The organism is Alphaproteobacteria bacterium (assembly GCA_037146715.1).
Lineage (GTDB): Bacteria > Pseudomonadota > Alphaproteobacteria > UBA7879 > UBA5542 > JBAWWO01.
In genome coordinates this window covers 144802-171034 of record JBAWWO010000001.1, presented here as the reverse complement: position 1 = coordinate 171034, position 26233 = coordinate 144802, and the positions used below count along the sequence as shown (strand labels likewise).

The following is a 26233-nucleotide window of genomic DNA, read 5'->3' as shown; positions in this document are numbered from 1 at the left end:
GAGGAATTCAATGACACACGCTCCATCCTGGAACCTAAATGATCTTTATCAGGGAATGACTGACCCAAAAATTCAGCAAGATCTAAACCATATCGAAGAATTAATTCAAGTTTTTGCCAAGCAATATGAAGGCAAAGTGGCTAGTTTATCTGCCTCTCATTTGGCCCAAGCTATTGGTTCTTATGAACAGATTAATGAAAAATTGGGGCGGCCTTATACCTTTGCCCATTTGATTTTCGCCCAGGATATGAGCCATGCTGAGGGCCCTTTATTTTATCAACGCATTAAGGAAAAAGCGTCAGATCTTTCCACAGCACTTTTGTTTTTCACACTAGAACTAAACGAAATTACAGATGAGCAAATGAAGCATCTTTTGGCCAAAAGCGCTGATCTTCAGCGCTATAAATCTTGGCTGGGGCAGGTGAGGGTGTTCAAAGATCACCAGCTTTCAAAAGATATGGAAAAAATACTGCATGAGAAGGCTATATCTTCCTCAAACAATTGGGTACGGCTTTATGATGAAACTTTTTCCCATATGCGGTTTTTAGTGGATGGGGTTGAACAAGATGTAAGCCAAATCATTAACCAACTGACGGACCCCAGTGAAGAAAAAAGAAAGAAGGCAGCGAAGGCCTTTGGGGAGGGATTAGAGAAGAATTCATCTCTTTTAACCCTAATCATGAATACATTGATGAAAGATAAGGAAGTTGAGGATAAATGGCGCAAGTATCCGGCGCCTATTTCCTATCGGAACAAGGAAAACTTCGTTGAGGACGAGGTCGTTGAGGCATTGTTGACAACAGTTCAAGAGTACTTTCCCAAAATCAGTCACCGGTACTATGGCTTGAAAGCTGAATGGATGGGGAAAAAGGTTCTGCCCTATTGGGATAGAAATGCACCCCTGCCTGAGGCAGAAGATCGACATATTCCATGGGAGGAGGCCAAAGAAATTGTACTTACAGCTTATGGTAAATTCTCCCCAGAAATGGCGACTATTGGCCAGGAATTTTTTGATAAGCACTGGATTGATGCGGCCCTAAGGCCTGGAAAAGATACGGGGGCTTTTTCGCACCCGTGTATTCCCTCAGTCCATCCTTATATTTTGCAAAACTACCACGGCAAGATTTTGGATGTGATGACTTTAGCCCATGAATTGGGGCATGGCATTCATCAGGTTTTGTCAGCTCGTCGAGGATATTTGATGTCTGATACGCCTTTGACCCTTGCGGAAACGGCCTCAATCTTTGGGGAAATGCTGACCTTCCAAAGCTTATTGGAATCTTCTTCCCCCAAGGAACGAAAAATTCTTCTGGCTAGCAAAGTGAGTGATATGCTGAACAGTATTGTGCGGCAAGTAGCCTTTTGTTTGTTTGAAAAGAAGATTCACGCTGCCCGTAAAAAAGGTGAGTTAAGTGCTGACCAAATTGGCCAAATATGGTTAGAAGTGCAGAGGGAAAGCTTGGGCCCTGTTCTTTCCTTTGACCCGGAATATAGCCATTATTGGTCTTATATTTCTCACTTTTTCCATGTACCGTTTTATGTGTATGCCTATGCTTTTGGGAATTGCCTTGTAAACTCTCTGTATGCCACCTATCAAAAGGGGTTGCCCAATTTTGAAGAAAAATACTTAGACCTTTTGAAAGCTGGGGGAACATTGCATCATCAGGAATTGCTGAAACCCTTTGGATTGAACACGGCGGATCCAAAATTCTGGAGACAAGGCCTGGACTTGATTGTTGAGTATTTAGACGAACTGGAAAGCTTGCCCTAATGGACCAAAACACCCTGGGAAATCGCTTGGGTCGCTATGCCCAAACATCCCTTTCCTTATCAGGATTTGCGACAAAATTGGCGGGGGCAAAGCTTTTGGGGAATTCAACGGAATCCTATGCAGAGTCCTTGTATCTGATCTTGGGGAACCTGAAGGGGCCGTTGATGAAGATCGGACAAATTTTGTCTATGGTTCCTGATATCTTGCCCGAACACTACGCCAAAGAATTACAAAATCTGCAGTCGAATGCCCCCCCTATGGGAGAGCTTTTTGTGCGTCGTCGCATGAGGGGCGAACTTGGAACAAAATGGGAACAGTTGTTCAAATCGTTTAACCTGAAACCCTTTGCAGCAGCCTCTTTGGGGCAAGTTCATGAGGCTGAGTCTCTGAGTGGAGAAAAGCTTGCCTGCAAACTGCAATATCCAGACATGGAATCAGCGGTTGAAGCAGATTTAGGGCAATTGAAATTGCTTTTAAAGTTATACAAAAACTATAGTGGTGCCCTGAATACGGATGAAATTTTTGATGAAATCACCCAGCATCTGCGGGAAGAATGTGATTATTATCACGAAGCCAAAAACATTCAAATTTTCCGTGGCCTTTTTGAAGATTGCCCTTTTGTGAACATCCCCAAAGTGGTCGACAATTTATCAACCAAACGGCTGTTGACCTTATCTTTTTTGCAGGGGAAGAAGATTCAGGAATTTTATGAAGCGCCCCAGGGGGCGCGCAATCAGATTGCCCAAAAGCTTTTTTATGCTTGGTATATGCCCTTTTATCGAGCTGGCGTGTTGCACGGCGATCCTCATTTTGGGAATTATTCTGTGGCAGACACTGGATCTATCAACATGATGGATTTCGGGTGTGTGCGGATTTTTGATAAAACTTTTATTGAAGGGGTCGTTCTTTTATATCGATCCTTTTTAGAAAACAATCCCAAAAAAATGCAGGAAGCCTATGACTTATGGGGTTTCCAAGATCAGCGTCCTGAGGTTCTGGAGGTACTGAATTTATGGGCTCGGTATCTTTATGGCCCCTTATTGGAAGATAGAGTGCGACTTATCGATTCTGATGGATTAGCCGGCAAAGAAATTGCAAAAACGGTGCATAAACGGCTTAAGGAATTGGGAGGGGTGAAGCCCCCGAAGGAATTTGTCTTTATGGATCGAGCAGCCGTAGGGCTAGGATCAGCCTTTATTCGGTTGAAAGCTAATCTTAATTGGCATGAACTATTTGAAGATATTTTGAAGGAGGCTAAGTCTTCTTCCGCCGCAGTTTAGGGTCGAACAAACGCAACACTTTAATCCACTGTTTATAAATCTTTCTGTGCTTGTTCATGAGCCACAGAGTAAACTCATAGTTCGAATCTACAGGCATTTGAACTTGAACGGGAATGCCCTCTTTCTTTAGCAAATCCAAGGCGCCAGCATTCCAAAATCCCACGTGGCAGGCATTCACAAATGTAATGGGGAAATATCCTGGCGTCACCACTAAAAAGGGATTTTGCAAGCCTTCACTTCTGATACTGGCATTAGCCTCAAAATCCCAGGCATTTTCTTTGGGTTTGATCAACCATTCCAGGATATCTTTATTCCACAGGGCTGATTGAAGGGATGCCCTAAACGCAACATGCTTTCCCTTGATTTCCGTACCTTTGACTAGCGGGTATGGGTATTTCTCCGCATAGAAACTACCATTATTGGTTTCGATGTAGGCGATGTCTTGCTGCTTCATTTTCGTCAACAGATAGGATAGGTATTTTTCGTCTACAGTTTGAGACAAGAAATAATCTTCCTGCATATACAGCACATATTTAGTTTTAACCTGTTTCAGGGCTTGCAGCATATTGCGAGACCAGCCTCCATCTTCTCCTGTACTAACGACCTGAACTCGATCAAAAGAAAAAGGTTTTTTGTTTACAATGAATAGAATAGGGATATCTTTATTATAGGTTTTAAGAGAGGGCCAATACCTCATCAACAGTTCACTAAAAGGCGCCCAGAATTCTGAATATCGATCACAAGATGACACAATAATGGTTATATCTGTAAGCCGGGGCTCATCAGGAATTGTGGTGTCGTCAATACGACTTATCGCCTGGGCTGAAAAGCCCAGCAAACAAAATAGGAATACAATAATTTTATACATAAATTTATATCTCATTCCGAGCTGAATTTCTTCGTGAGTTCCGGTTTCTAGTTCCCCAGGCTTTTTACAACGTTTTGGTGAATTTCAACCTTGTACTTGGCGCGTAAGGCCTGCAGGAATTGGCCAGCTAAGGCTTGGTTCAAAGAGCCTGCCAAGCTTTCCTTAAATACTTTATAAAGGCCTATGTTTTTTTCAACAGGCATTTTTGCTACAGCGTCGATCTGGACAAGCGCATACCCACTACCCATATCAACCAAAACAATGTCACCTTGCTGAGCTGCAAAAATAGCTTTAAGCAAAGGTTGGCTCAAATTGTACTTCTTGGGATCATAGTGGGATAAACTGAGGGGACCCATCGTTCTAGTTCCAGAAGAAACCTTTTTAAGACTTCCTGCAGCTTGTGCTTTAACTTGCACAGCTTCATAAAGGGTTTTGGCTACACGCTTCTTTTCGTAAGCTTGCCAAGCGGCCATCACTTTTGGTTTTGACTCTTCGAAAGATGGCACCCGTGCGGGCATTATTTTTTCAACTTTCAAGACATAAGACAGGTCATCAGCAGATTCGGTAATGGGGGTTTCCTCCCCTTCCGCAAAGGACAGGGCATCTTTCAGTATCTCAGGCGTGGCATGGTTTAGGAAGCCCTCTGTCACGCGCCCCTGGGAATCAATTGTTGCACGAGAAGTGGCTAGTTTTAGTTGTTGGGCCACCTCAACAATTGTAAGGCCTTTGTTCAAAAGAGCTTCAATGGCCTCTGTCTTTTTAGAGATTTCGTCCAGTGCTTTCTGACGGCGCAAATCGGCTACAATTTGATCATGCGCTTTTGCCAAAGAGAGTGTTTGAGAGGGGGTAATGCTATGCACATAGATCACAACATATTGGCCATTTAAAAGGGCAGGCTCTGCTGCGTGACCTTTTTTCGCCCCAAAAATTAAACCGCGCAGGGCCACGGGTACTTCCTGCTCAGCAACATTTTCTAACATAATGGCTGTTTCTTTGGATAGAGGCTGCTTTGAATGCAACTTTTTTGCAAGCTCAGCCGCTGCTTCTTGTGTTTTTGCCCCAGCAATCGTTACAGTCCTTTTTTCCGGCTGCATATAGGAATCTAGATTTTCCCCATAGGCTTCTTTGACTTGAAGGGGGGTAAAGCTGAATTTTCTTGCCATATCTTGTGGGTCCAAAGAAACCAAAAAGATCTTCCGTTGTTCAGGCAGTGTAAATTGCGCTTTATTGGCTTCAAAATAGTCCTTAAGAGCTTGTTCACTATAAGAAATATTTATGGATAAGTTATCAAGCAAGGTAAAGGTTCGCTGCGACGTGAAGTATTCAAAAATTTTCAGGGCTTCAATGGCTGGTGCCGCAGTCCCCGCCAGCAAAGCTGACATAAGCTGAACTCGATTGTGAGAGCGTTGAATGTTGTTGATAAAAGTCGCTTCATCTAGGGCGTTGCTTTGCAACAGGCTTGTAAACTTTTGACGATCAAATTTTCCTTGAGCATCTTTAAATTCTGGTTGATTTAGCAACATATTCGTGATGACCAAATTTGGCGTATTAATGCCCGCGTCTTTAGCAAATTGATCAAGCAGCACATTATCAATCATTCGGTCTAAAACCTTATTGATACCGATGAGTTGGTCAAATTGTTTTAGAGAAATTGCTTTCCCTTTAAGTTCCGCATTCATGGCCTTGATTTGGTTCTGAACAGCATCTTCTAAAGCTTTTTTCGAAATATCAATGCCGCCTACAACCGCCACGATTTCATCATAATTTCGACTTCTGAAAACATCTGAAATGCCCCAAAATAAGCCAAAGCTTAGGACCAAAATTCCTAAAATGATTTTCATAATCCAGGAAGAAGACATGTTTCTTAAAAATTGTAGCATAGTAGCCCCTAAAAGTTTTTCCAAAATTAGTTAGACGTTTTTTACCTAGTTATGTCATAACTATTAGCCATGCATATCATATTCTAAAGGGTTTCGCTATGGGTAAAATAATTATTGGTAACTGGAAAATGAACAAGGGGGGGGCAGATGGAATTGCTCTTTTGAAAAAAATTGTTCAAGAGGCCACTACGTCTTGTAAGGTAATTATATGTCCGCCCTATACAATTTTGCGAGAAGTGGTTGATCTTATACAGAAAAAACAAAGCTCTATTTTGGCGGGCGCACAAGATTGTTCTGCTTTTGTACAGGGCGCCCATACGGGCGAGGTCAGTGTTGGGATTTTGTCTGATATTGGCGTGACGCACGTCCTGATAGGGCATTCTGAACGGCGCCAAATGGGGGAGGGGGCATCCCAAATTCATGCCAAGTTGAAAGCTGCTTTAGAGGGAGGGGTGCATCCTGTTTTGTGCGTTGGAGAAAGCGCCAAAGATTATGCTCAAGGGCTGACCAATAAAGTTTTAGAAAAAGAATTAACAGAATGCCTGGGGAATTTGCCTGTGCAATTCATTGCTTATGAACCCTTGTGGGCTATTGGATCGGGGAAGACGCCTTCGTGGGCTGAGATTGGCAGAATTCATGATTTTATTAAAGCCAAGGTGCAAAGTTTAACAGGCTATAAACCAAAAGTTTTATATGGAGGATCGGTCACCCCCATGAATAGCGCAGAGATTTTAGCCCTTGAAACTGTGGATGGTGTATTAGTTGGGGGCGCTTCCCTAGAAGCTGAAAGCTTTTTAAAGATCGGCAAGAATGCCTAAAATATTCTTTAGTTTTTTAATAATTTTGATGATTGGAGCTTGTGACATGTCAAAAGACACACAATTAATTTCTCGCCAAATCCTTTTTGGCAACCCCGATAAAAGTCTTGTTCGCCTAAGCCCTAACGGAAAATATCTAAGCTATTTGGCGGCCTATGAAGGGGTGATGAACGTATGGGTGCAACAGGCTGATTTATCTGAGGAACCGGTTGTGCTAACCCATGATAAGGGCCGCGGTATTCAAGGTGTGCAATGGATGTTTGACGGGGAAAATATTATTTTTTTGCAAGATGCGAATGGGGATGAAAACTGGCGTCTTTTTTCTGTTAACGTGAACACAAAAGAAATCAAAACCCTTACAGATATTAAAAATGTTCAGGTTCAGGTTTTGGCAAATTCATACAAAAAACCTGAAGATCTTTTGATTGGTCTTAATAATCGCAACCCCCAGTATCATGATGTTTACCGTATCCATGTGCCCACGGGAAAAATGGAAAAGGTTTATGAGAATAATAAATTTGCCGGGTTTTCTTTTGATGAAGAGTTGCAGTTAAAGCTTGCTGTGGATATGGGCCAAGATGGCGGTCTAAATATTTACAAAACAGAAGGAAAAGATTGGGTTTTGTGGAAAAAATTCAATGCGATAGATACGCACATTACAAACATTCTGGAATTGGATAAAACGGCGGAAAATCTGTACTGGGTTGATGGCAGCAAAACAGACAAGGGCGTTTTGAAAAAGACGAATCTTAAGACAGGAAAAAACCAGATTGTTTATGGGGCGCAGAAAGCTACCCTTGGGTCTGTGGTTTTTCATCCCACAGAAAATGTACCTTTGGTGCTGGAGGAACATTATTTAAAACCAGAGCATTTCTTTATTGATAACCCTATAACATCAGTCAAGGAAGATTATGAATTCCTGCAAACGCAGCACAAAGGAGAAATGGGAATCGCTTCAACTTCCCTTGATTTCAACACTTGGTTGGTGACGTTTGTCCTAGATAATGGGCCCACATCTTATTATCTGTATGATCGTAAAAATAAAACAGCTAAGTATCTTTTTACCAATCGCAAAAGTTTAGAAGGACTGCCTCTGGTTCCCATGCATCCTATGGAAATAAAATCCCGGGATGGATTGAATTTGGTTGGTTATTTATCTTTACCCAAGGCATCAGATCTAAACAATACAGGGCGCCCGAATAAACCATTGCCTCTGGTTTTGGTAGTGCATGGGGGACCGGAATCCCGTGACTATTGGGGATATTCTGCCATGGCCCAGTGGCTTACTAATCGGGGATATGCTTGTTTGAGTATTAATTATCGAGGGTCTTCTGGGTTTGGCAAATCTTTCGTGGCAGCAGGCAACAAACAGTTTGCCCGGGCCATGCATACAGACTTATTGGATGGGGTGGATTGGGCCGTGCAGCAGAAAATTGCAGACCCCAAAAAGGTTGCCATTTTAGGGGGCAGTTATGGTGGGTATGCGACTCTGGTGGGTATGACCATGACGCCGGATGTTTTTGTTTGTGGTGTTGATATTGTAGGCATGTCGAACCTGGAAACCTTGATGCAGTCGATCCCCCCTTATTGGAAGCCCATCATTAGCAGTTGGTATGCAAAGGTGGGGAACCCCAATACGCCTCAGGGACGCAAGTTGCTGCGTGAGAGGTCTCCGCTTTATTACGTAGATAATATCAAGAAGCCTTTGCTTATTTTTCAGGGGGCTAATGATCCCCGGGTTAAACAAGCCGAATCAGATCAAATTGTTAAAGCTATGAAACAGAAGAATATTCCCGTACACTATGTGATATACCCAGATGAAGGGCATGGATTTGTTAGGCCAGAAAACAAAATTTCCTTTTATGGGGTGACAGAAAGTTTTCTAGGTAAATTTTTAGGGGGCGCGGTTGAGCCCATGGGGGATGATGATAAAAAATCATCCATGCAAATTATAGAAAAAGGATTTTAAATCGTGTTAGGTAAAATTTACAATTGGCTTATAGAAAAATCAAAGCATCCCTATGCTGTGTGGTATTTGGGGGCAATTGCGTTTTTAGAAAGCTCAGTTTCCTTCTTGCCGCCAGATCCTATGTTGATTCCTATGGTTGTGGCTAATCGTTCTAAGGCCTGGTTTTTGGCCTTTGTAACGACCATGTCTTCGGCAGCAGGGGGCATTTTAGGGTATGCTATTGGATTTTATTTATTTGATGTAATAGGAATTCCCATTTTAAAAACCTATGGTCTTTTGCCAGAGTTGGCGGCTTTTCAAAACTGGTTTCATAAATGGGGCGTTTGGGCCATTATTTTAAAGGGATTCACACCCATTCCCTTTAAGTTGGTCACCATTACCTGTGGGGCTATTAAGTTTTCTTTCTGGTCTTTTTTGGGGGCGTCTATTCTGTCCCGAGGGGTGCGTTTCTTTGTTGAAGCTTTCCTGCTATGGAAATTTGGTCCTAAGCTCAATAATATCATTCAAAAAAATATTATGCTGATGTTTGTTGGGTTTCTGGTGGCGTTGGTGGTGGGCGTTTGGATGCTTAAGTATTTGTAAAACTTGCCCTTTTGTTATCTTCTATCTGACGTTTGTTTTTCTCCTTGAAATTAAAAAAAAACTTCCTACATATGGGAGGTGTCAACACCATTAAGGAGAATTGAAAGATGAAGAAATATTTGTACTTAGGATTGTTTGGATTGTTGTGTGGTCAGCCTTATTCCCAAGGTGCATCTAAAAGTGAAGAGGCTGTAGATATGGACTTTCTTTACGCTAGAAATATAGATGATGTGGGCTCCTGTTATCTTAAACACATGGATGAAATATCGGAGATTGCTGTGGGAAGAGCCCAGTATAACAATCATTTAATAGAATATTTGGAGTCACAAGTGCCATTAAATGAAAAAATAAAGTTTATTTCAGATACAGTTTTTAACATCGATATCAATCCAACGGAAGGTAGGCAAAAGCTGGACGACATGATCCCAGTAATACGTAATGACTGTCGTCTGTGGGAGGGCATTATAACTTTCATAGACCTCAAGCAAGTTAGTACGTTAGACGTCACCTTGAGGTATTATATAAGAGAGAGGCTTTTGTCTGCAGAAGATAACTTGTCAAGTCGAAAGCAAAGACGAGCTGATAGAAAGAAACCTATAATTACTATTCAAAACGAGGCCAATGAAGTAATTTATTTAAGACAGTGTTTAACACTATTAAAACCGCTTTTTTGCCCACAGATTTGTGATGAAGACATTGAAATGTATAGGGGTAGCTTTACCACAATACTTCCGAAACCCTCCTACTATCGAAAGGTAGTGACCAGCATGACAGAGAAAACTAATTATTACACAAAAGAGATTTTGAAAATTTCTGTGGGCGCAGGAAAGGTTGTTCCTGAAGTTCAACATTATGCAGCGGCTATAAAGAAAATAAACTGGGATATAGAAACAAATGTTAAAATTCAGGAGTATTGTGGAGCCCCTAAAACAAAGGTAGAAGAGGCGCTAGAGATTCCTGCAATGGTAAGAGAAGAAATTGTGCTAAAAGCTTTTAAAGCTCTTACAGCTGGGTTACAAAAATTTATATGGGTGCAGCTAGAATTAGAACTTTTGTTAGAAAAAGTTAAGTCAAATCAGTTAGAGTTAATAGATGTACCCCGAAATACAGATAGGACTGTAGTTTCTGCAGGAGGAGGCCCTGCTGATGAAATCTTAGAAGAAGCTAACCGAAATCTAGCTGGCGCTCCAGAAGAAATTTTGGAGGCAACGACAGCAGAACTTTCAAGGCGAGTAGGTGCCGATGAAAAGTCCAATGCAGGAATAACTGAGCAGCCTATTGAGGCTCTGAAAAAACTGGGTGGAGCAGCTAAAAAAATAGTGACGACACTATCTCGAGAAGATCAGCTTGCATTTGCCCTTAAAGCTAAAGAAGACCGACTTAAAGAGGACATCAGAGGGTTTGTTATGGGAAAAACTGCGAAATATGAAGCTCTTAATCCTATTTTAAATCGTCTAAACGTTATTCCTGAAATTAATGGCAGTAATGTGCGGGTTAGAATCCCTATTAATGGGCAGATGGATAAATTTATTACCCGGTTTTATCATGCTCCCCATCGGCCAGATGGAAGCTATGATATTACTGCTTTCTGGAGGTCTGCAGTTAAGAAAGCGTTCGAAGATGCAAAATGGATTTAAGGAAAGTGGTATTACCCCTTCTGAGTCCACTGACCGGACTCATCCTGCTGCCAATAGGCAAGGGTATGATCAGGCGTGTTATATTCTTTCCATAGGGATCGAGCAGCAGTCAGATCATCATCTTTGTTGCCATCAAAAATATAGGCAATGCGTTCAAAGCCATCAAAGTTTTCAACAGGAATGGGCCAGGTTAGAACCAAGACCTTTGACTCATTAGGATTTTCTTGCGCTGTTGATATCCAAACAGGTTGGTCCTTCGGGCGCCCCTCTTTTTTTGTGCCGTGGGGAAGGAAGCCTTCGGGGTGATAGGTCCACAATTGGTCATTCAAAATTTGCACATCAGCTTCAGTTGAGGCTACCACCACACACCGCAGATTCTGCTGTAGAACCTTTTCTAGCAGCTTGGGCAATGACTTCCCAAGACTGAGGCGAGTGAGGTGGTAGAAGCTAATTTGCACGCTTTAGATACCTCTTTTTAAAACACCTAGTGTTTTTCGTAGAACTTATGCACCAATGTATTCAACAACCGAACACCAAAACCCGTTGGAATGGGGTAGCATCCTGAAAATATATTTTTTTCATGGTTCCAGGAAGTTCCAGCGATGTCCAAATGAGCCCAAGGTGTTTTATTCACAAAGCGCTGCAAGAAGTGAGCGGCGGTGATGCTGCTTGCTCCGTTATCACCAACATTCTTCACGTCAGCGATTTTAGAGTCTATGTCCCGATCATACCGTTCATCCATAGGCAGTTGCCAGACTTGTTCTTTCGTTTCTTCACCCGCTTGTTTGATTTTGTGGGCAAGGCCTTCATCATTTGAAAATAAGCCAGCGAATTTACTGCCCAGGGATACAACAATGGCGTTTGTAAGGGTCGCCAAGTCAATCATAGCCTTGGGTTTGAAACGGTCTTGGGTGTACCATAGGGCATCAGCCAACACCAGGCGGCCTTCTGCGTCCGTATTCAAAATCTCAATGGTTTGTCCAGACATTGATTTCACAATATCCCCAGGGCGTTGAGCGTTTCCGTCAGGCATATTTTCAGTCAACCCAACCACACCCACCACATTCACCTTGGCTTGGCGGCTGGCTAGTACATGCATCAATCCTGAAACGGCGGCAGCGCCGCACATATCCATCTTCATTTCATCCATCCTAGCGGAAGGTTTTATCGAAATTCCCCCGGAATCAAAGGTTACCCCTTTTCCAACGAAGGCAATGGGGGCTTCATCCTTTTCAGCGCCGTTCCACATCATAATAGCCAAATAGGATGGTTTTGTGCTTCCCTGGCCAACACCCAGCAAGGCATGCATCCCCATTTTCTCCATATATTCTGTATCAAGAACTTCAAGTTTTACCCCCAGCTTTGTTAGGGTTTTAAGTTCCTTCACAAAGGTTTCAGGGTACAAAACATTGGGGGGTTCTATGGCTAAGGTTCTGGCAAAAAAGACGCCTTCGGCAATTTTTTCTTCTTCAGCAAACAGATCAGTCGCCACTTTTGGGGAATCGGTTACAATAGAAACGTCCTTAATGTGGGTTTTGTCTTTTTCTTTTAGTTGAGTTTTGTATTTGGTGAACTCATAAGAGCGCAACAACAACCCACTACCTACCAGAGCGGCCAGTTTTGGGTTCTTCAGGTGGTCACTTTCAACCAAATCGAGCATAATTGTGATGTTTTTATCGGGGATTTTTTTTGCTTCAACGATAATGTGAGCGCCAATTTCCATAGCATCCAGCGCTTTTAGATGCTCTTGTTTTCCAAGTCCAAACAAAACGATGCGTTGCAATGAAATGCCTGCGGGGGCAATCATGGATAAAAATTCTCCTTTTTTGCCAGAAAAATGGGTGCAGGTAAGGGATTTTTTGATCAAACCAGAGGTTTTTTCGTTCAAAAGTTCGGCGGCAGCAGTAAAAGTTCCTTCCTCAAAAATACCAACGAAAATGGATCCTTGAGTAGGCAGTTTACTAGAAGAAAATACGATATTCATTAGGGTGGCTCCTCAATTTTTACTATTGCAGATCTTTTATCACTTTAAAAACATTCATGCAAATAGATGTTTGATTTTTTTCTAATCTTGTCGCTTAATAAAATAAAGACAATAAAAAATGGGGGCGCCATCATGATAAAAATCATTCTTTCACTAGTCGTTTTAGGGTATTCATTTCAATCTAAGGCGGCAATGGTTAACTTGCTAGAAGATGCCTATGATCGAGGTGCCTATAAAACTTTTTCTCTAACTGTTCAGGAATATCTTGGGGTAGTTCCCGTGAATCCAGACAATCTAGATCATCAAAAATTTGCAGCCTTAATGCTGGCCGCGGGGCAATCTACTTTGATTTTGCCAACCGACGGTACAGCTAAAACTCAGTTTATAGCGAATGTGAAGCAATTGATAACAGTGACTTGGGCAGCTAGCCCTAAAAATCATGCTTATTCCCTTATAAAAGCTTTGTGGCATGTTAATAAGATGCTCGATGGGCAAACTTTTCCAGCTTCCTATGCGGATTTATTTTCAGATCCTCGCAGTGCCGACACGGGAAGAGCAATTTTAAAGAAGATTGCAGATAAAACAAGGCCTTCTCAAAAGCATGCGGCTTATCTTCTATCAAAGATTTCTGTAACCCCAACTGAAGATGATGACGATGATCTTCTTGTTCCAACAGCTGATCCCTCTAACAGTGAGAGCATAAAATATTGGGTTCTTGCAGCTCAATTAGGGCATGTGGATGCTCAAGTTGGGGTCCCTAGCAATTGGAAAGATGAGGATCAATTTTTCGATTCAGCTGAGTGCTGGTGGTGTATTCCCAATTGTCAGGACGCTGAATCTTGTGATCAAAAATTACGGGCTTGCTGCGGATGTGGCCCCTCTGCCTTTTTAAAAGGCGGAGTGGGCATTAACTGTTGTTTATGCGGCATATCAACAACTCATAACTGTGAAAGCATGGCCAAATATTTAACATCAGGCTGTTTTAGCACCCTACATGCGATAGAGCTTCCCTTGAAAATCATGGGGCTTCTTGTTAGTGCGGCAGTAACAGTGGTGGCGGCAGCTGGGGGCCCCGTTCTACCTATTGCTGCTGCAGGAACTGGTATTGCTGCTTGCTTAGCGGGCGCAAGAAAGATTGAGGATGAAGCTAAGCCAACAGCACCTGGGGCAGGGTCTGCGCCCACTGCGGTTCAACCCATCAACTGATTCTTTTTGAAGAGAATTAGATGGGAAATTTCAACTTGACCCAATGGGGGCGACCAGATAATCTATACCTATAAATATAAAAAAATCTAGGGAGAGTAAAAATGCGCGAGCGCAATGTAACAAGAGCCGATCTTGCTCAGGCTTTGAATGCTAAACTTCGTTTTACTAAGACCGAATCTCTGAAATTGATTGATCATGTGTTTTCTGAGCTTACAGATGCTTTGAAAAACAGCAAGGAAGTTAAAATCCCTTTTTTTGGTGTATTTTTTGCACGCATGAAGAAAGAAAGAATAGGCCGTAATCCCAAAACCATGGAAGCTCATAAAATTTCTGCCCGCAAAGTTGTAGGATTCCGCGTCTCCCGCCTGATGAAGGAACGGGTTAATATGTATGTACAAAAGAAGATAAAACCCTAATATTTCTTCCATAAATTAACCGTTGAGCAACGCAACTAGTCGTCGTCAGCTTACAGATTTTTCGAAAAGACGCGACAACCTAACAAACTGCTCAATAGACAGATCTTCAGGTCTGTCCATAGGGTTAAAACCATTTTTCTCTAAAAGGCTTTCAAGATTTTCTATATTAAGCTGTTTCAAGGAAACCCGAATCATTTTACGACGTTGTTGAAACACCAACTGAGTTAGATTTTCCAAGTTAGTCAACTCTTCGTCAGAAAGGGTCTGATCTTTGGGAACAAGTTGCAAAACGCTAGACATAACCTGCGGGGGTGGATTAAAAGCCTGGGGCGGTACGTCAAAAAGCTTCTGCACCTCACATTTGATTTGGCACAAGATTGACAGACTCCCATAGGATTTGGTGCTGGGAGCCCCTGCAATGCGCTCAGCCACTTCTTTTTGGACCATAAGAGTCATAGAGGTGATTTTGTTGAGCTCCCCAAGCCATCGAATAATCAAAGTTGTTCCTATGTTATAGGGCAAATTAGCGATGATTTTTATTTTGGGTTCATCAAGTTTAGACAAGGGAAACTGCAATGCATCACTCATAATCAGCTGAAAACGATCAGGGTATTCAGATTCCAGGGGCTTTAGCCGAGAGAAAAATTGGGGGTCAATTTCAAGAGAGTACAACTTTTTGATAGGACTTTTGAGTAAAGTTTTGGTCAGAATACCAGGTCCTGGGCCAATTTCCAAAACAACGTCAGAAGAACTTAGGTTCGCTGCGGCAACGGTTCTATCTACAACATCCTGGTCTTGCAAAAAATGTTGCCCAAGCTTTTTCTTGGGAATAATTCTAGACACGAATATCTATGGCGGCTACTCGCCTTAAATCCCGTATTTTTTGTTGGGCAATAGCTTCAAACCGTTGGTTAGAGATTTGATCCAAGGTTTGCTCCTTAGTCATAGATTCAGGGTGCAAATGACCCTTATGGCAAATTATAAAGTATACAATGACATTGTTGTTGATAATGCCCGAACTTGGTTCATTCACCCGAAGATTAGCCAAGACCATCTGCAGATCAGGGGATAAATCCTCAATGCGTACATTCTTATAGATATTGATGTTTGAATTTTCAATTTGCTCTGTCAATTGGTCAAAATCTTGACAATTTTTAATGGTACTTACCAGGTCATCCAAGCGTTTTTTCTCAGCAGCCAATTTTTCTGGGTTTTCAGCAATGTCGTCTGAAATTTTAATTTCTAACTGACGCGCTGTAATTACTTCTTCCATTTGCTCAAAGTTAATGCGATCTCTTAAAAACAAGATCTGATAGCCATCTTCTGTCCGCAAAATAGCTGTGGAGTGGTTCAAGGAAATAGACCTTAGGACCTCAAGAATCTGATCATCCAACTGATCTTCGGCAATCCAACCAATATCGCCCCCACGTAGGGCTGAAGGAGAATCTGATAACTGCTGAGCCACCACTATAAAGGGCTGGCCTTTCTTTAGGGCCTCAAGGGCTGCATTAATTTTAGCAAAGGCTGAATCTTCTTCCGAGGGATCATCCACATACACAACAATTTCGGCCAATTGAAATTGAGGTGTCTTCTTGGCAAGTTTGCGAATAGTTTCTTGTTCATCTAGCTTGCTAACCCGGAAAACATCACGATAGCTTGCACCAATTAGGTTGCTCCAGGCAATTTGTGCCCAAATCTTTTCTCGCAGGGTCTCAAAAGGAACCTTGTCGTGGACCAGTTTTCTTTTCAGGCCACCGGGGGACAAACTATTTTGTTTTTCAATATTGCGGATTGTTTCATCAATTTCTTTGTCAGAAACACTCAAGCCGCTTTTTTTGGCAACTTGAATTTGAAGGCGTTCATCAATCAATTGCTTCAAAATGATAGATCTTATCTTCTTATAGTCGTCAGATTCGGAGGAAAGGGCCTTAAAACGATCGCCCAGAACCAACCTTAAGCGATCTTCCAAATCTTTTGTGCTGATAATGTCGTCATTCACAACGGCGGCGATTTCTATTTTTCTTTCACCTTTTTTTGTGTGCACTTTCTGTGAGGCGACTGTATTAATATGAACATTCAAAAGGGGAGCTGACTTAGGATCTTCCCCGATGGGTGACAAAGGAAGATCATCTTCAGCTGCCTCCATAAGATCCATTTCTTGCTGAAGGGGAGGGAGCTCTAAAGAAGCCTGGGCCCATAGGGCAAAGGTTCCTATTAGGATCGAATACAGTGGAATTAAAATTTTTTTATGATATGTTCTCATAGTCTCTTGGAAAAAAGCCACAAACCAGCTACAAATATATCTATATTGAACCTATGACATGAAGTCAAATATTTTTAGTGTGTAATTAATGCGATCCGTAAGAAAATTTTCACGTTACATTCTGCGTCAGCTTTTTGTGAGCGCATTCCTTGTGTCTGCCATTTTGGTTGGAACCCTATGGATTGTACAGTCTTTGAAATTCTTCGATCTTGTTTTGAAAACTCAAGAGTCTTTATCTTCTTTCCTTTCTTTAATGCTTTATGCCTTGCCAGACTTGTTAGTCATCATTATCCCATTGGCCTGCTTTGTTGCGGTTTTGTTTGTGTATAATAAGCTGCATAGTGATCGGGAATTATCTGTATTATCGGCAGCGGGTTTTAGCCCCTGGGTTTTGGCAAAGCCTGCCTTAAAGTTTGGATTGACGGCCACTTTCTTGATTTATGCCATTAATATTTTTGTTTTGCCCTGGTCTTTTCAAAAGATGAGAGATCTGGAATATGATTTAAAGAAATCCTTGCCGGGCATTTTGTTGCAAGAGGGGGTTTTTAACTCGTTTAACGATATCACCATCTATGTGCATGAAAAGCAGGGGAATGATTTAAAAGGCGTGCTTGCGTACATGCAAAAAGACGGTGGACGCCCATCAACCTTTCTGGCCAAAGAAGGGCGCCTTGTATTTATGGGGCAAACACCTCAAATTGTGATGGTAGATGGGTCTCGTCAAGAGTTTGATCCCCAAAATAAAAGTTTGTCTGTGCTTTATTTTGATCAGACCGTGGTTTCTCTATTCGAAGAACAGCTGAATCAGGCGGCTAGACCCAAGAAGCCCTATGAGCTGACTTTGGGGGAACTTTTGGCGCCCGACTTTGTTGTAAATTTTGCCTCAAAACAACGTTTATACGCTGAAGGCTATCAAAGACTGTTGACACCATGGTACGCTTTTGGGTTTATTAGTGTGGTCTTAAGTTTTCTGCTGCTGACACCTTTTCGACGGCAAGCGCAAACGGGGGCTATCTTCAAAAGTGTTATGGCGGTTTTAGCATTGCAAGTATCTTGTATTTTTTTGATTAATTTAGGAACCCATTATTGGCAGGCTCTTTGGGGGGCTTATGCTTTGATGGGGATGGCCATTACGGGGTGCCTATTCGCCTTGCGGGAACCGAAGATATGAAATCTTATGTTTTTCCTAGGTATCTTGCTAAACTGCTTAGTTCTTGGTTTGGTATTTTAGCTTTTGCTTTTTCCTTTATTATCCTTCTTTTTAATACAATAGAATTGTTGCGACGTACGCACAACCATAGCCATATTACTTTAAGAAAAATCTTACCTATTAGCTTGATGGAACTTCCTAATTTACTGGATCAATTGACCCCATTCATGTTCCTTTTTGCAACCATGTTTGTTTTATGGAATCTAAGCCGTAAGTCGGAACTGGTGGTGGTCAGGGCGGCTGGCTTTTCAATTTGGTCTGTTTTAAATCCCCTGGCTTTGTCTGCGGCTGTTTATGGGGTTTTGTATCTTATTTTGTTGAACCCCTTTATTTCCCTGACGCATCGAGAGGCTGACCGCGTTTTTGGCAAGGTTTTTGGGCAATCTCGCGATCTATCTGCGCTTTCCAAGACGGGCGTGTGGTTGCGACAGTCGGAAGAAAATTCCTATACCATTGTGCATATTGGAACGGTAGAAAACACAAAAAGTTTCAAAAACATTACCTTGTACAATTTTTCCCAAGACAGTGACTTTTTTCATAGAATCGATAGCCCCCAGGCTTTTTTGACGGAAGAGGGCTGGCTTTTGAAGAATGCGTCTCTTTCTGAGTCCAATGAACTGATTGAGGATGTGGGCGATTACCTGTGGTCAACAGATCTGACCATGACAAAACTGCAGCAAAGTCTTGATTCTCCTTACTCAATGTCTGTATGGAAATTACCAGGTTTTATCACTTTGATGGAAGAGTCTGGTTTTTTAAGCCATGAGTATAAACTGCATTTTTATACTCTGCTTCTTAAGCCCATACTTTTTATAAGCATGGTGTTACTGGGTGGGATTGTGGCCTTTCAAAACTCAAGGCGACAAAACGGTCTTCGGCTGATTATCACAGGCCTTTTTATGGGCTTTGGCCTTTATTTATTGCACTATTTGTTCTATTCCCTGGGCAAAACATCTGCAGTTCCTATTTGGATTTCAGCGTGTGCCCCTACCTTTATTAGTTTGCTTGTTGCTATTATTTTATTGTTACATCTAGAGGAACGTCCAAAATGAAGCCAGTTCTGTATCTCCTAATCATTCTTATGTGCAGCCTGTCTGCCCATGCAAAGCAGCGAGATCCTATCAGTACACTTTCTAATGTGACTCACTCGGATGAAAAGAAAAAGCTTAAGGATCAAGATGTGTTGGTTCACGCGGATGATGTGACCTATGAAGACGAGCTAAGTCTGGTGATTGCCCGGGGAAATGTGCAAATTTCTGACGGGGAAGAGGTTTTACGGGCCGATACTGTCACTTATAACAAAAAGCTCAATACGGTTTCTGCCTCAGGCAATGTGCGCCTTTATAAACAAACGGGTGAATTGATTACGGGAAATTACGCCGAACTTAGCGACGCTATGAAAAAGGGATTTATCGACAAAATTTACCTTGTAACGCCCTTTGAAGAAAGATTTGCGGCAGATAAGGGGTATAAAGACGACAAAATTATTACCATGGAAAATGCTATTTATTCTCCCTGTGAACTTTGTAAGAAAGATAAGCATAGATCGCTTACATGGCAGGTAAGGGCTTCTAAAATCATTCGTGATGAAGAGAGCATGGATATTTCCTATCGGAATTTAGTTCTAGATTTTAAGGGTGTGCCAGTCTTTTATATGCCTTACTTTAAGCATCCCGACCCTAGTGTTGAAAGAAGATCTGGTATTTTAATGCCATCTTTTTCAAATAACAGCGAGCTGGGGAGTACGGTTATTGTTCCCCTTTACTGGACGATAAACCCCCAAAATGATATTACCTTGCAACCGACTTATATGTCTAAGCAAGGACCCCTGGTTAGTGGAGAATATCGCGGCCTTTTTACGAAGGGATTTATTAATCTTTCTGGAAGTACGACCAAAACGAATGATATTACGGGAACACCCACAACCCAAAAAACAAATCCCTCAGAGCAGCACGGGCACTTTTTGGGATCAACCCGCTTTGATTTAACAGATCATTGGCGGTTTAAGGGTGATATGGCGCGGGTTTCAACACCCACCTATTTCCGTAAATATTTTTTCATAGAAAATGGCCGGTATTATGGCAACAGCACCTTGGATAGTCAGGGATTTTTCGAAGGATTTTATGACAAAAACTACATTGCCGTGGGGGCCTATGACTTTCAAAATTTAAGTGCTACGGTCAGCAATAAGACAGCACCTTTAATAGCGCCTGTTGTTGAAATGGATCTTCGGTCTGACACAGATTCTTTGGGCGGCACGTGGCATGGGGGCTGGGATCAAAACTATATTACGCGTACTTTAGGAACAAAGGTGGGCCGTGTCTCTACCTGGGGAAACTATAATCTGCCCTACATTTCCTCAATTGGCACATCACACCTTTTAGAAGCGGAAGTGCGTGGGGATGTTTATGATATTCGCAACTTTCAATATGCCGGTAGCAGCGATCCAGCTGTGAAGCAGACAAAAGGGCGGGTTATTCCGACTCTTTCTTTGAGTAATGGGTATCCTTTGATTCAGTATTTCGGGAAAAATTCTTTTGTTTTGGAACCCACAGTAAAGGGGGTTTTAGCCCCCAACAACATGAATAATATCAAGTTGCCCAACGAAGATAGCCAAGACTTTGAATTTGATACAACCAATCTTTTGAAAACAGATCGCTTCCCTGGATTTGACTTGGTGGATGGGGGGCAACGGGTCAGTTATGGCGTAAATTTCAACTTTTATAATGGAAAATCTGATCAGCTTGTTAAAGGTTTTGTGGGGCAAAGCTATAGCTTTTCAAAAGAGCGGCAATTTCCCCAGTACAGTGGTGTGTATAAAGGAAAATCAGATTATGTAAGTTCTTTGGGTGTTATGCCTCATAAATATTTAACAGCCAATTGGATAGCCAGATTCGATAGAAAAGATCTGAAAGTAAATAAGAATTTGATCCAAGTTGTTGCGGGGCCACCTATTCTGACCCTCAATTTGGATTACGTGATGATTGCACGCCAATTTGTGAACAACCAGTATGTTGAGCGCAAACAGCTCACAACAGCCCTTAGTAGTCAATTCCATGAGGAATGGAGCACCTATCTTAGGGTTACAAAAGAATTAGGGAGCTACCAACCCGGAGATCTAGAGCATGGTGCGGGGCTTAAGTACCAAAATGACTGTTTTTTCACACACCTTGAAGCCTTTAGAACTTTCTACCAAGATCGTGATCTGCGGCCATCTAAAACCGTTATGTTGACTCTGGGCTTCAAGAATTTGGGTTCCTATTCAACGGGTAGATTGAATCTGAATACAATTGGGCAAACAATTCCAGATGACCCCAATGCCCCCACAACTGCCCCAGTGCCATAAAAAAACATGAAGCAACTTATCGCTAAAAGTTTAATCCTGGCCGCAATTCTTTTGATGGATTTGCTGGCGGGGATGGAATTTGACCTGTTTGCCCCCAGTTTTCCTGAGTTGCAACAACAGTTTAACCTGACCCCATTTTGGGTTGAGGCTCTGTTGTCTGTCAACTTCATAGGCTATTTTCTAAGTTTATTTGCTGTAGGCAGTCTAGCAGACCGATACGGGCGCAAACCCATTATCGTTCTGGGGCTTGTGATCTTCATTCTGGGGAGCATTATGTGTTTATATTCGCCCTCCTATGCCGTTCTGTTGATTGGTCGGTTTTTCCAGGGGGTAGGGGTGGCTGCCCCAGCAATTCTGAGCTTTTTAATCATTGCAGATATTTACCCCCTTAAGCAGCAACAGTCTTTGTATGCGGTTCTTAATGGGGTTATGAATGCTGCCGTTGGCATAGCACCTGTTCTGGGTAGTTATATCAGTTTGTATTTCCATTGGCAGGGGAATTTTGTGGCTCTTTTGTTGTTAGGGGTGGCTACCTTGTTAATGACTATACCCTTTATTCCGACTGCAAAAGCTGCTGATCATAAGGAACCCTTTTCCCTGAAAGAATACCTGCCCATATTTAAGTCAAAACCCTTGCTTTTGATCATGTTGCATTTCGTTTTTGCCTATACTCCTTATTGGATTTTTGTGGGTATGTCACCTTTACTGTATATGGAGGAGCTGGGGGTAAGTTTGGCCTATTTCGGCTACTATCAGGGGGCTTTAGCCCTTTTATTTGCCGTGGGGACGTTGCTTTCAACCATGCTGGTCAATCGGTTTGATCAAAAGAAAATGTTGCGGATTTCTTTGTGTCTGGAATGGGGATCTCTGCTGAGTATTGCTGTTATTACCTTTTCGAATAGCACAAATCCCTTATTTATTACCCTTTCTATGTTGCCCTATATTGTGGCGGGAATCATACCTAATATACTGCTTTACCCCATATGTCTGAATTTCATGCCCCAAGCAAAAGGACGGGTGTCTGCGGCTTTGCGGGGCACCCATCTGGTTTGCACGGCTATTAGCCTTCAATTGGCCGGATACGTCTATTCTGGTTCTTTTAAAAGCATAGGTCTGCTTATGATAGTTTTTGTCTTTTTAGGAGCCCTTATGTTGGGCTGGGCTCTTAAAAACGCCGAACTGATGAGCTTCCTTGAAAAGAAGGAATGAGCGAAGCAATCCAGCTTTTTCTTTTCTTGCCTTCCCCCGAGGACCCACGCCTTACTTATGGCCGGACAGCCTTAGATTGCTTTATGTATCTTTAGCTTAGGGTGCTTGAACGTCATCTGGGAACTTGCTTTTCCTATAATATATTCTGCGAAATAGCGTGAGGAAAAATCCAAGCACAAGTCCTACAAAAATAACTCCACACCACTTAAACAATGATAGTGTGCTTTGTACATATTTTGCGATATTTTCTGAATTTCCAAGAAACTCAATCGCATCCTTTGCTTCAAAGGAAGCCGAAGCAGGAGGTGATTTCAAAAGACCCTTTTTTTCGATCTCTCTAACCTCTTCTAAAGTATTTTCAAAGTAGCTTCCAACACTCGCACCCCCTAGTGTCACTACTCCAGACAATAAAAGTAAAAAGAACAATATTATCAAAATAATGGTATGTATTCATCTCAATTTCTTATAAGTCATTATTTTCTATTACCTCTCATCTTACGTAATATCAATCTTTTTGAAAAAAAGAAAGGGGAAAACCCTCTATTCTTCTCCCTTTACCGGACTCTCCTTGCCATGCAAGGTAATACGGCTGCGGCCAGGATCTTTAAAAATGCCCTGTTTTTTGGGTGATCCCTCTTTATCTGGGTTTAGAAGGGCAACCACCGAAACCATAGCAATGAACAAAACAACCCCCAAAAGCTGAAAAATTAGGAAGTAATCCGTATACAAAACTTCTCCCAAAGATTGAATCTTTAAAACCTCGGTTGAGGAAGTCTGCAAGAATTTTTGTGAAGGGTTCCCCGCCTTAACCAGTAGCAGAAACCCAAATTCTGTCACCATAAGTAAACTGACTATCAGTAGCAAAATTTTTTCAGAAAGTTTTAGCCGAAGATCCTCTGAATTAGGACCCGTTGTCATCATCATGCCAAACAGAAACAGAACAGCAATAGCCCCCACATACATAAGCAGCAAGATAAGCCCCATGAAGTCAGCCTCCATCAAAATTAAAAGAGCACTGGCATTAAAGAAAACCGCAATAAGAGATAGGGCCGCATAAAGGGTTGTTTTGGAAAAAATTAAAAGCGTACAACTGGCGATAATACCGAAAGCAAAGGTATAAAACACACCATCTATAAAATAATCTGTCAAGAAATTCATTGGGGCTCCTGGCTCTTTAGGCGTTCCGCCAAGGCATTTTCCCATTGGTCACCGTTGGATAACAATTTTTCCTTGGTGTACATCAGTTCTTCCTTAGTTTCTGTCGAAAATTCATAGTTGGGGCCCATAACGATGGCCTCAACGGGGCAAGCTTCCTCACACATGCCACAATAGATACATTTTGTCATATCTAAATCAAATCGGGCGGCATAGGGGTGCCCGTCTTCCCGAACAGCGCTTTCGATGGTAATAGCTTGGGCGGGGCAGGCGGCTTCACACAATTTGCAAGCGATACAGCGTTCTTGGCCACTTTCATAACGGCGCAGGGCAAGCTCTCCCCGGAATCTGGGGCTCAAAGGGGCCTTTTCAAAAGGATAATTAAGGGTGACTTTGCGTTTAAAAATATGCGAGAACGTTCTTCCAAACGCTTGGAAAAACCGTCTAACAAGCAAAATCCAGTCCCAATTTACGGTGATCATTATAGAGTTTATCCTACAGGGGTTTTTCTAGTTTGTCACAACCATTTCTAGAAAATAACCATAGTCCAAGTTAATTTCTAGGAAAGATAGCGCTAGAATCCCCCCAAAGATTTGCCTCCCAGAACATGTACGTGGAAGTGAGGTACTTCTTGATGAGCATTAGCACCCTTGTTGGAAATAAGTCGGTATCCATCCTTGTGAGCGCCGGTTTGTTGGGTGACACATTCAACGGCTTTAAAAAACCCTACAATTTCTGGGTCAGAGGCTCGTTGGCTAAAGTCAGAGAAGCACGTATAAGCCCCCTTTGGAATCACCAATATATGAAGGGGCGCCTTCGGAAAAATATCCGCAAAGGCAAGAGCATAGTCATCCTCGTACACTTTTTTGCAAGGAATTTCAGACCGCAAGATCTTGGCAAAAATATTTTCGGGGTCGTAATGTATCATGTTTAGTTCTTTATTTGTTCATGCTTTGTTTTTTCCAGGCTTCCAGCATTTCTTCTACCATAACGATCTTATTCTGCAGGGAACGACGATCATCTTCAATAGTAAGCCCTGCAAGGTCATCATGGTATCGCTTTAGATCAGCTTCCAATACTTTTGGATCCAAATCATTCAGCAAAGAAAAGTTTTCGCAAGAGATCGTGCAAGTTTTCTTAGAAATTGAGGCAAAACCAGACTCTATAAAGTAATATTGAAAGACATCCTGTTTTCTGTGCAAGCGCACAATACCCTTAGTCAAAGCCACAAGCATGGGGGCGTGGTGGGGTAGCACGCCAAATTCTCCCTGATCACCAGGAAGAGTCACTAAATCAAGGTCGTCAACGGTTGCTTTCTTGGCAGGTGCAATAAAGTGACATTGAAGCAAAGGGCGCATGAATCAACTATAAAATCTGTTTTGCCGGCTTCTTAGGTAAATGGCCCAGAACCCAATGAAACTTACGGTCATCAAGAAAAATGCAGGAAGATAAAGGTTTCCGAAATAAGTGACTGCTAATTCCATCAACAGGGGCCCCCCACCGCCGCCTAAAGCCATGCCTACGCAATAGTTAAAGGAAACGCCGCTGTACCTGTCTGCAACGGGGAAAATAGTCTGCACAAAGGCATGTTGAGGGCCCGCAATGCTGGCCACACAAAGCCCCAACAAAATTTGCGCCGCTAGTAACGATCCTGGTGATTTTTGCTGTAATAAATAATACAAGGGCAGGGCGGCAATAAACACAAAAATACAGGCCCGCGTTAACATTTTTGGCCCCCCCATTTTATCCAGAAGGAACCCCATGGTAGGGGCTGAAAATATGTAGACAATAATGCCGACTGAGCTAAATTTCAAAACTTCTCGCTGATCCATGCACAGGTGGTGACACAAGTAAATGTCTAAAAACTTAAACAGAGTATAAGATAAAACACCATTTAAGGTTCCAATAACAATGGTGGTCAAAGAAGAGGACCAATCCCGCGTAATGGCTGACATCAACGGTGCCCGCTCAGTTTTGTGTTCTTTTTTCATCTTTTGGAAAGCCGGGCTTTCAGACGTATAAAGTCTTATGTAAAGTCCAACCAGACTAACCACGCCGCCTAGAACGAAAGCCAAGCGCCATCCCCAACTTGGCATGCCCTCTTGTTTCAGCAAAAGCCCCATCAGGGTCGCAAATAGGGCCCCAATCACACTGGCGCCTGTAATAAGACCACCGGTCATGCCCGGATATCTTTTACCCACATGTTCCAGCGCAAAAATGGCTGATCCGTTATATTCTCCGCCGGTACAAAGGCCTTGGAAAAGACGGCTTGCAATTAAAATAACTGACGCCCACACCCCAATTTGCGTATAGGTTGGCAAAATACCGATAATCAGTGTGGGAATGCCCATCAAAGAAATTGATAGAATCAGCGCCTTGCGACGGCCCCACCTATCCCCAATATACCCAAAGACAGAGGCCCCAAAGGGGCGCATCAAAAAGGCGGCTACAAACCCTACATGGCCAAAGATTTGATTCGTCATGACGTCATCATTGGGAAAGTAAGATTGGGCGATGGCTTCCAGGAAAACAGCATAAAGCATGAAGTCATAGAATTCTAGGGCTGTACCGATAATGCTGGCGAAAAGTATGCGTGTCTTTTTTATCATCAAATGTATTAAAATCCCTTTAAAATTGAC

At 42.3% G+C, this 26233-nt stretch carries 24 protein-coding genes; 12 read left to right on the top strand and 12 right to left on the bottom strand.

Going from position 1 to position 26233, the window contains the following annotated elements; genetic code table 11:
• The first annotated feature begins 10 nt into the window (after positions 1 to 10).
• Both WCG05_00890 and WCG05_00885 read left to right on the top strand, forming a co-directional pair.
• The gene (locus WCG05_00890) at positions 11 to 1771 is read left to right on the top strand and encodes a M3 family oligoendopeptidase (GenBank protein MEI8320554.1); all 1761 of its coding nucleotides are present in this window, start codon (positions 11 to 13) and stop codon (positions 1769 to 1771) included.
• Complete coding sequence (locus WCG05_00885) at positions 1771 to 3051, top strand: AarF/ABC1/UbiB kinase family protein (protein ID MEI8320553.1); 1281 nt, start codon at positions 1771 to 1773, stop codon at positions 3049 to 3051. The genes WCG05_00890 and WCG05_00885 overlap by 1 nt, the downstream gene beginning before the upstream one ends.
• On the opposite strand, the gene WCG05_00880 is transcribed toward WCG05_00885, so the two are convergent.
• Together WCG05_00880 and WCG05_00875 are read right to left on the bottom strand one after the other, a co-directional pair.
• Positions 3026 to 3919 (bottom strand): hypothetical protein, encoded by an 894-nt coding sequence (locus tag WCG05_00880; GenBank protein ID MEI8320552.1) that lies wholly within the window; start codon positions 3917 to 3919, stop codon positions 3026 to 3028. The genes WCG05_00885 and WCG05_00880 overlap by 26 nt on opposite strands.
• A gap of 47 nt (positions 3920 to 3966) precedes the next feature.
• The gene (locus WCG05_00875; protein ID MEI8320551.1) at positions 3967 to 5799 is read right to left on the bottom strand and encodes a SurA N-terminal domain-containing protein; all 1833 of its coding nucleotides are present in this window, start codon (positions 5797 to 5799) and stop codon (positions 3967 to 3969) included.
• 98 nt (positions 5800 to 5897) lie between these two features.
• Between WCG05_00875 and tpiA the strand changes: the two genes are divergently transcribed.
• The 4 genes from tpiA to WCG05_00855 all read left to right on the top strand — a co-directional run bounded on the left by tpiA (position 5898) and on the right by WCG05_00855 (position 10805).
• The gene (gene tpiA, locus WCG05_00870) at positions 5898 to 6617 is read left to right on the top strand and encodes a triose-phosphate isomerase (GenBank protein ID MEI8320550.1); all 720 of its coding nucleotides are present in this window, start codon (positions 5898 to 5900) and stop codon (positions 6615 to 6617) included.
• Positions 6618 to 6663: 46 nt separating this feature from the next.
• A complete protein-coding gene (locus WCG05_00865) occupies positions 6664 to 8586 on the top strand; it encodes a S9 family peptidase (GenBank protein ID MEI8320549.1) in 1923 nt (640 codons plus the stop codon).
• Between the two features lie 3 nt (positions 8587 to 8589).
• On the top strand, positions 8590 to 9168 hold the full coding sequence (locus tag WCG05_00860; protein MEI8320548.1) for a YqaA family protein: 579 nt from the start codon (positions 8590 to 8592) through the stop codon (positions 9166 to 9168).
• Positions 9169 to 9275: 107 nt separating this feature from the next.
• On the top strand, positions 9276 to 10805 hold the full coding sequence (locus WCG05_00855) for a hypothetical protein (protein ID MEI8320547.1): 1530 nt from the start codon (positions 9276 to 9278) through the stop codon (positions 10803 to 10805).
• Positions 10806 to 10816: 11 nt separating this feature from the next.
• On the opposite strand, the gene WCG05_00850 is transcribed toward WCG05_00855, so the two are convergent.
• Complete coding sequence (locus WCG05_00850; GenBank protein ID MEI8320546.1) at positions 10817 to 11263, bottom strand: DNA polymerase III subunit chi; 447 nt, start codon at positions 11261 to 11263, stop codon at positions 10817 to 10819.
• A 26-nt stretch (positions 11264 to 11289) separates the two neighbouring features.
• Positions 11290 to 12789 carry a leucyl aminopeptidase gene (locus tag WCG05_00845; protein ID MEI8320545.1) on the bottom strand — a complete coding sequence of 500 codons (1500 nt, stop codon included), beginning with the start codon at positions 12787 to 12789 and terminating at the stop codon, positions 11290 to 11292.
• 132 nt (positions 12790 to 12921) lie between these two features.
• On the opposite strand from WCG05_00845, the gene WCG05_00840 reads away from it, so the two are divergent.
• Positions 12922 to 13995 carry a hypothetical protein gene (locus tag WCG05_00840; GenBank protein ID MEI8320544.1) on the top strand — a complete coding sequence of 358 codons (1074 nt, stop codon included), beginning with the start codon at positions 12922 to 12924 and terminating at the stop codon, positions 13993 to 13995.
• Positions 13996 to 14096: 101 nt separating this feature from the next.
• Positions 14097 to 14411: an HU family DNA-binding protein gene (locus WCG05_00835; protein MEI8320543.1), complete on the top strand. Its 315-nt coding sequence runs from the start codon at positions 14097 to 14099 to the stop codon at positions 14409 to 14411.
• A 45-nt stretch (positions 14412 to 14456) separates the two neighbouring features.
• On the opposite strand, the gene rsmA is transcribed toward WCG05_00835, so the two are convergent.
• Together rsmA and WCG05_00825 are read right to left on the bottom strand one after the other, a co-directional pair.
• Positions 14457 to 15254, bottom strand: a complete 798-nt coding sequence (rsmA, locus tag WCG05_00830) for a 16S rRNA (adenine(1518)-N(6)/adenine(1519)-N(6))-dimethyltransferase RsmA (GenBank protein ID MEI8320542.1) — start codon at positions 15252 to 15254, stop codon at positions 14457 to 14459.
• Positions 15247 to 16674, bottom strand: coding sequence for a peptidylprolyl isomerase (locus WCG05_00825; protein ID MEI8320541.1), 1428 nt, complete (start codon positions 16672 to 16674; stop codon positions 15247 to 15249). The genes rsmA and WCG05_00825 overlap by 8 nt, the downstream gene beginning before the upstream one ends.
• An 88-nt stretch (positions 16675 to 16762) precedes the next feature.
• On the opposite strand from WCG05_00825, the gene WCG05_00820 reads away from it, so the two are divergent.
• Genes WCG05_00820 through WCG05_00805 form a run of 4 tightly spaced genes read left to right on the top strand, consistent with a single transcriptional unit; the run spans position 16763 to position 22439 of the window.
• On the top strand, positions 16763 to 17845 hold the full coding sequence (locus tag WCG05_00820) for an LptF/LptG family permease (protein MEI8320540.1): 1083 nt from the start codon (positions 16763 to 16765) through the stop codon (positions 17843 to 17845).
• Complete coding sequence (locus tag WCG05_00815) at positions 17842 to 18936, top strand: LptF/LptG family permease (protein MEI8320539.1); 1095 nt, start codon at positions 17842 to 17844, stop codon at positions 18934 to 18936. The genes WCG05_00820 and WCG05_00815 overlap by 4 nt, the downstream gene beginning before the upstream one ends.
• On the top strand, positions 18933 to 21230 hold the full coding sequence (gene lptD, locus WCG05_00810) for an LPS assembly protein LptD (protein MEI8320538.1): 2298 nt from the start codon (positions 18933 to 18935) through the stop codon (positions 21228 to 21230). The genes WCG05_00815 and lptD overlap by 4 nt, the downstream gene beginning before the upstream one ends.
• Positions 21231 to 21236: 6 nt before the next feature.
• Positions 21237 to 22439, top strand: a complete 1203-nt coding sequence (locus WCG05_00805; GenBank protein ID MEI8320537.1) for an MFS transporter — start codon at positions 21237 to 21239, stop codon at positions 22437 to 22439.
• A gap of 96 nt (positions 22440 to 22535) precedes the next feature.
• Here WCG05_00805 and WCG05_00800 read toward each other — a convergent pair whose 3' ends face one another.
• The 6 genes from WCG05_00800 to WCG05_00775 form a co-directional block, all read right to left on the bottom strand.
• Positions 22536 to 22874 (bottom strand): hypothetical protein, encoded by a 339-nt coding sequence (locus tag WCG05_00800; protein ID MEI8320536.1) that lies wholly within the window; start codon positions 22872 to 22874, stop codon positions 22536 to 22538.
• Between the two features lie 105 nt (positions 22875 to 22979).
• Positions 22980 to 23597, bottom strand: a complete 618-nt coding sequence (locus WCG05_00795) for an NADH-quinone oxidoreductase subunit J (GenBank protein ID MEI8320535.1) — start codon at positions 23595 to 23597, stop codon at positions 22980 to 22982.
• Positions 23594 to 24076, bottom strand: coding sequence for an NADH-quinone oxidoreductase subunit NuoI (nuoI, locus tag WCG05_00790; protein ID MEI8320534.1), 483 nt, complete (start codon positions 24074 to 24076; stop codon positions 23594 to 23596). Before nuoI ends, WCG05_00795 begins: the two co-directional genes overlap by 4 nt.
• A 92-nt stretch (positions 24077 to 24168) precedes the next feature.
• Positions 24169 to 24522, bottom strand: a complete 354-nt coding sequence (locus WCG05_00785) for an HIT domain-containing protein (protein MEI8320533.1) — start codon at positions 24520 to 24522, stop codon at positions 24169 to 24171.
• A gap of 10 nt (positions 24523 to 24532) precedes the next feature.
• Positions 24533 to 24952, bottom strand: a complete 420-nt coding sequence (locus tag WCG05_00780; protein ID MEI8320532.1) for a F0F1 ATP synthase subunit epsilon — start codon at positions 24950 to 24952, stop codon at positions 24533 to 24535.
• Positions 24953 to 24955: 3 nt separating this feature from the next.
• Positions 24956 to 26203: an MFS transporter gene (locus WCG05_00775; GenBank protein ID MEI8320531.1), complete on the bottom strand. Its 1248-nt coding sequence runs from the start codon at positions 26201 to 26203 to the stop codon at positions 24956 to 24958.
• Positions 26204 to 26233: the final 30 nt, after the last annotated feature.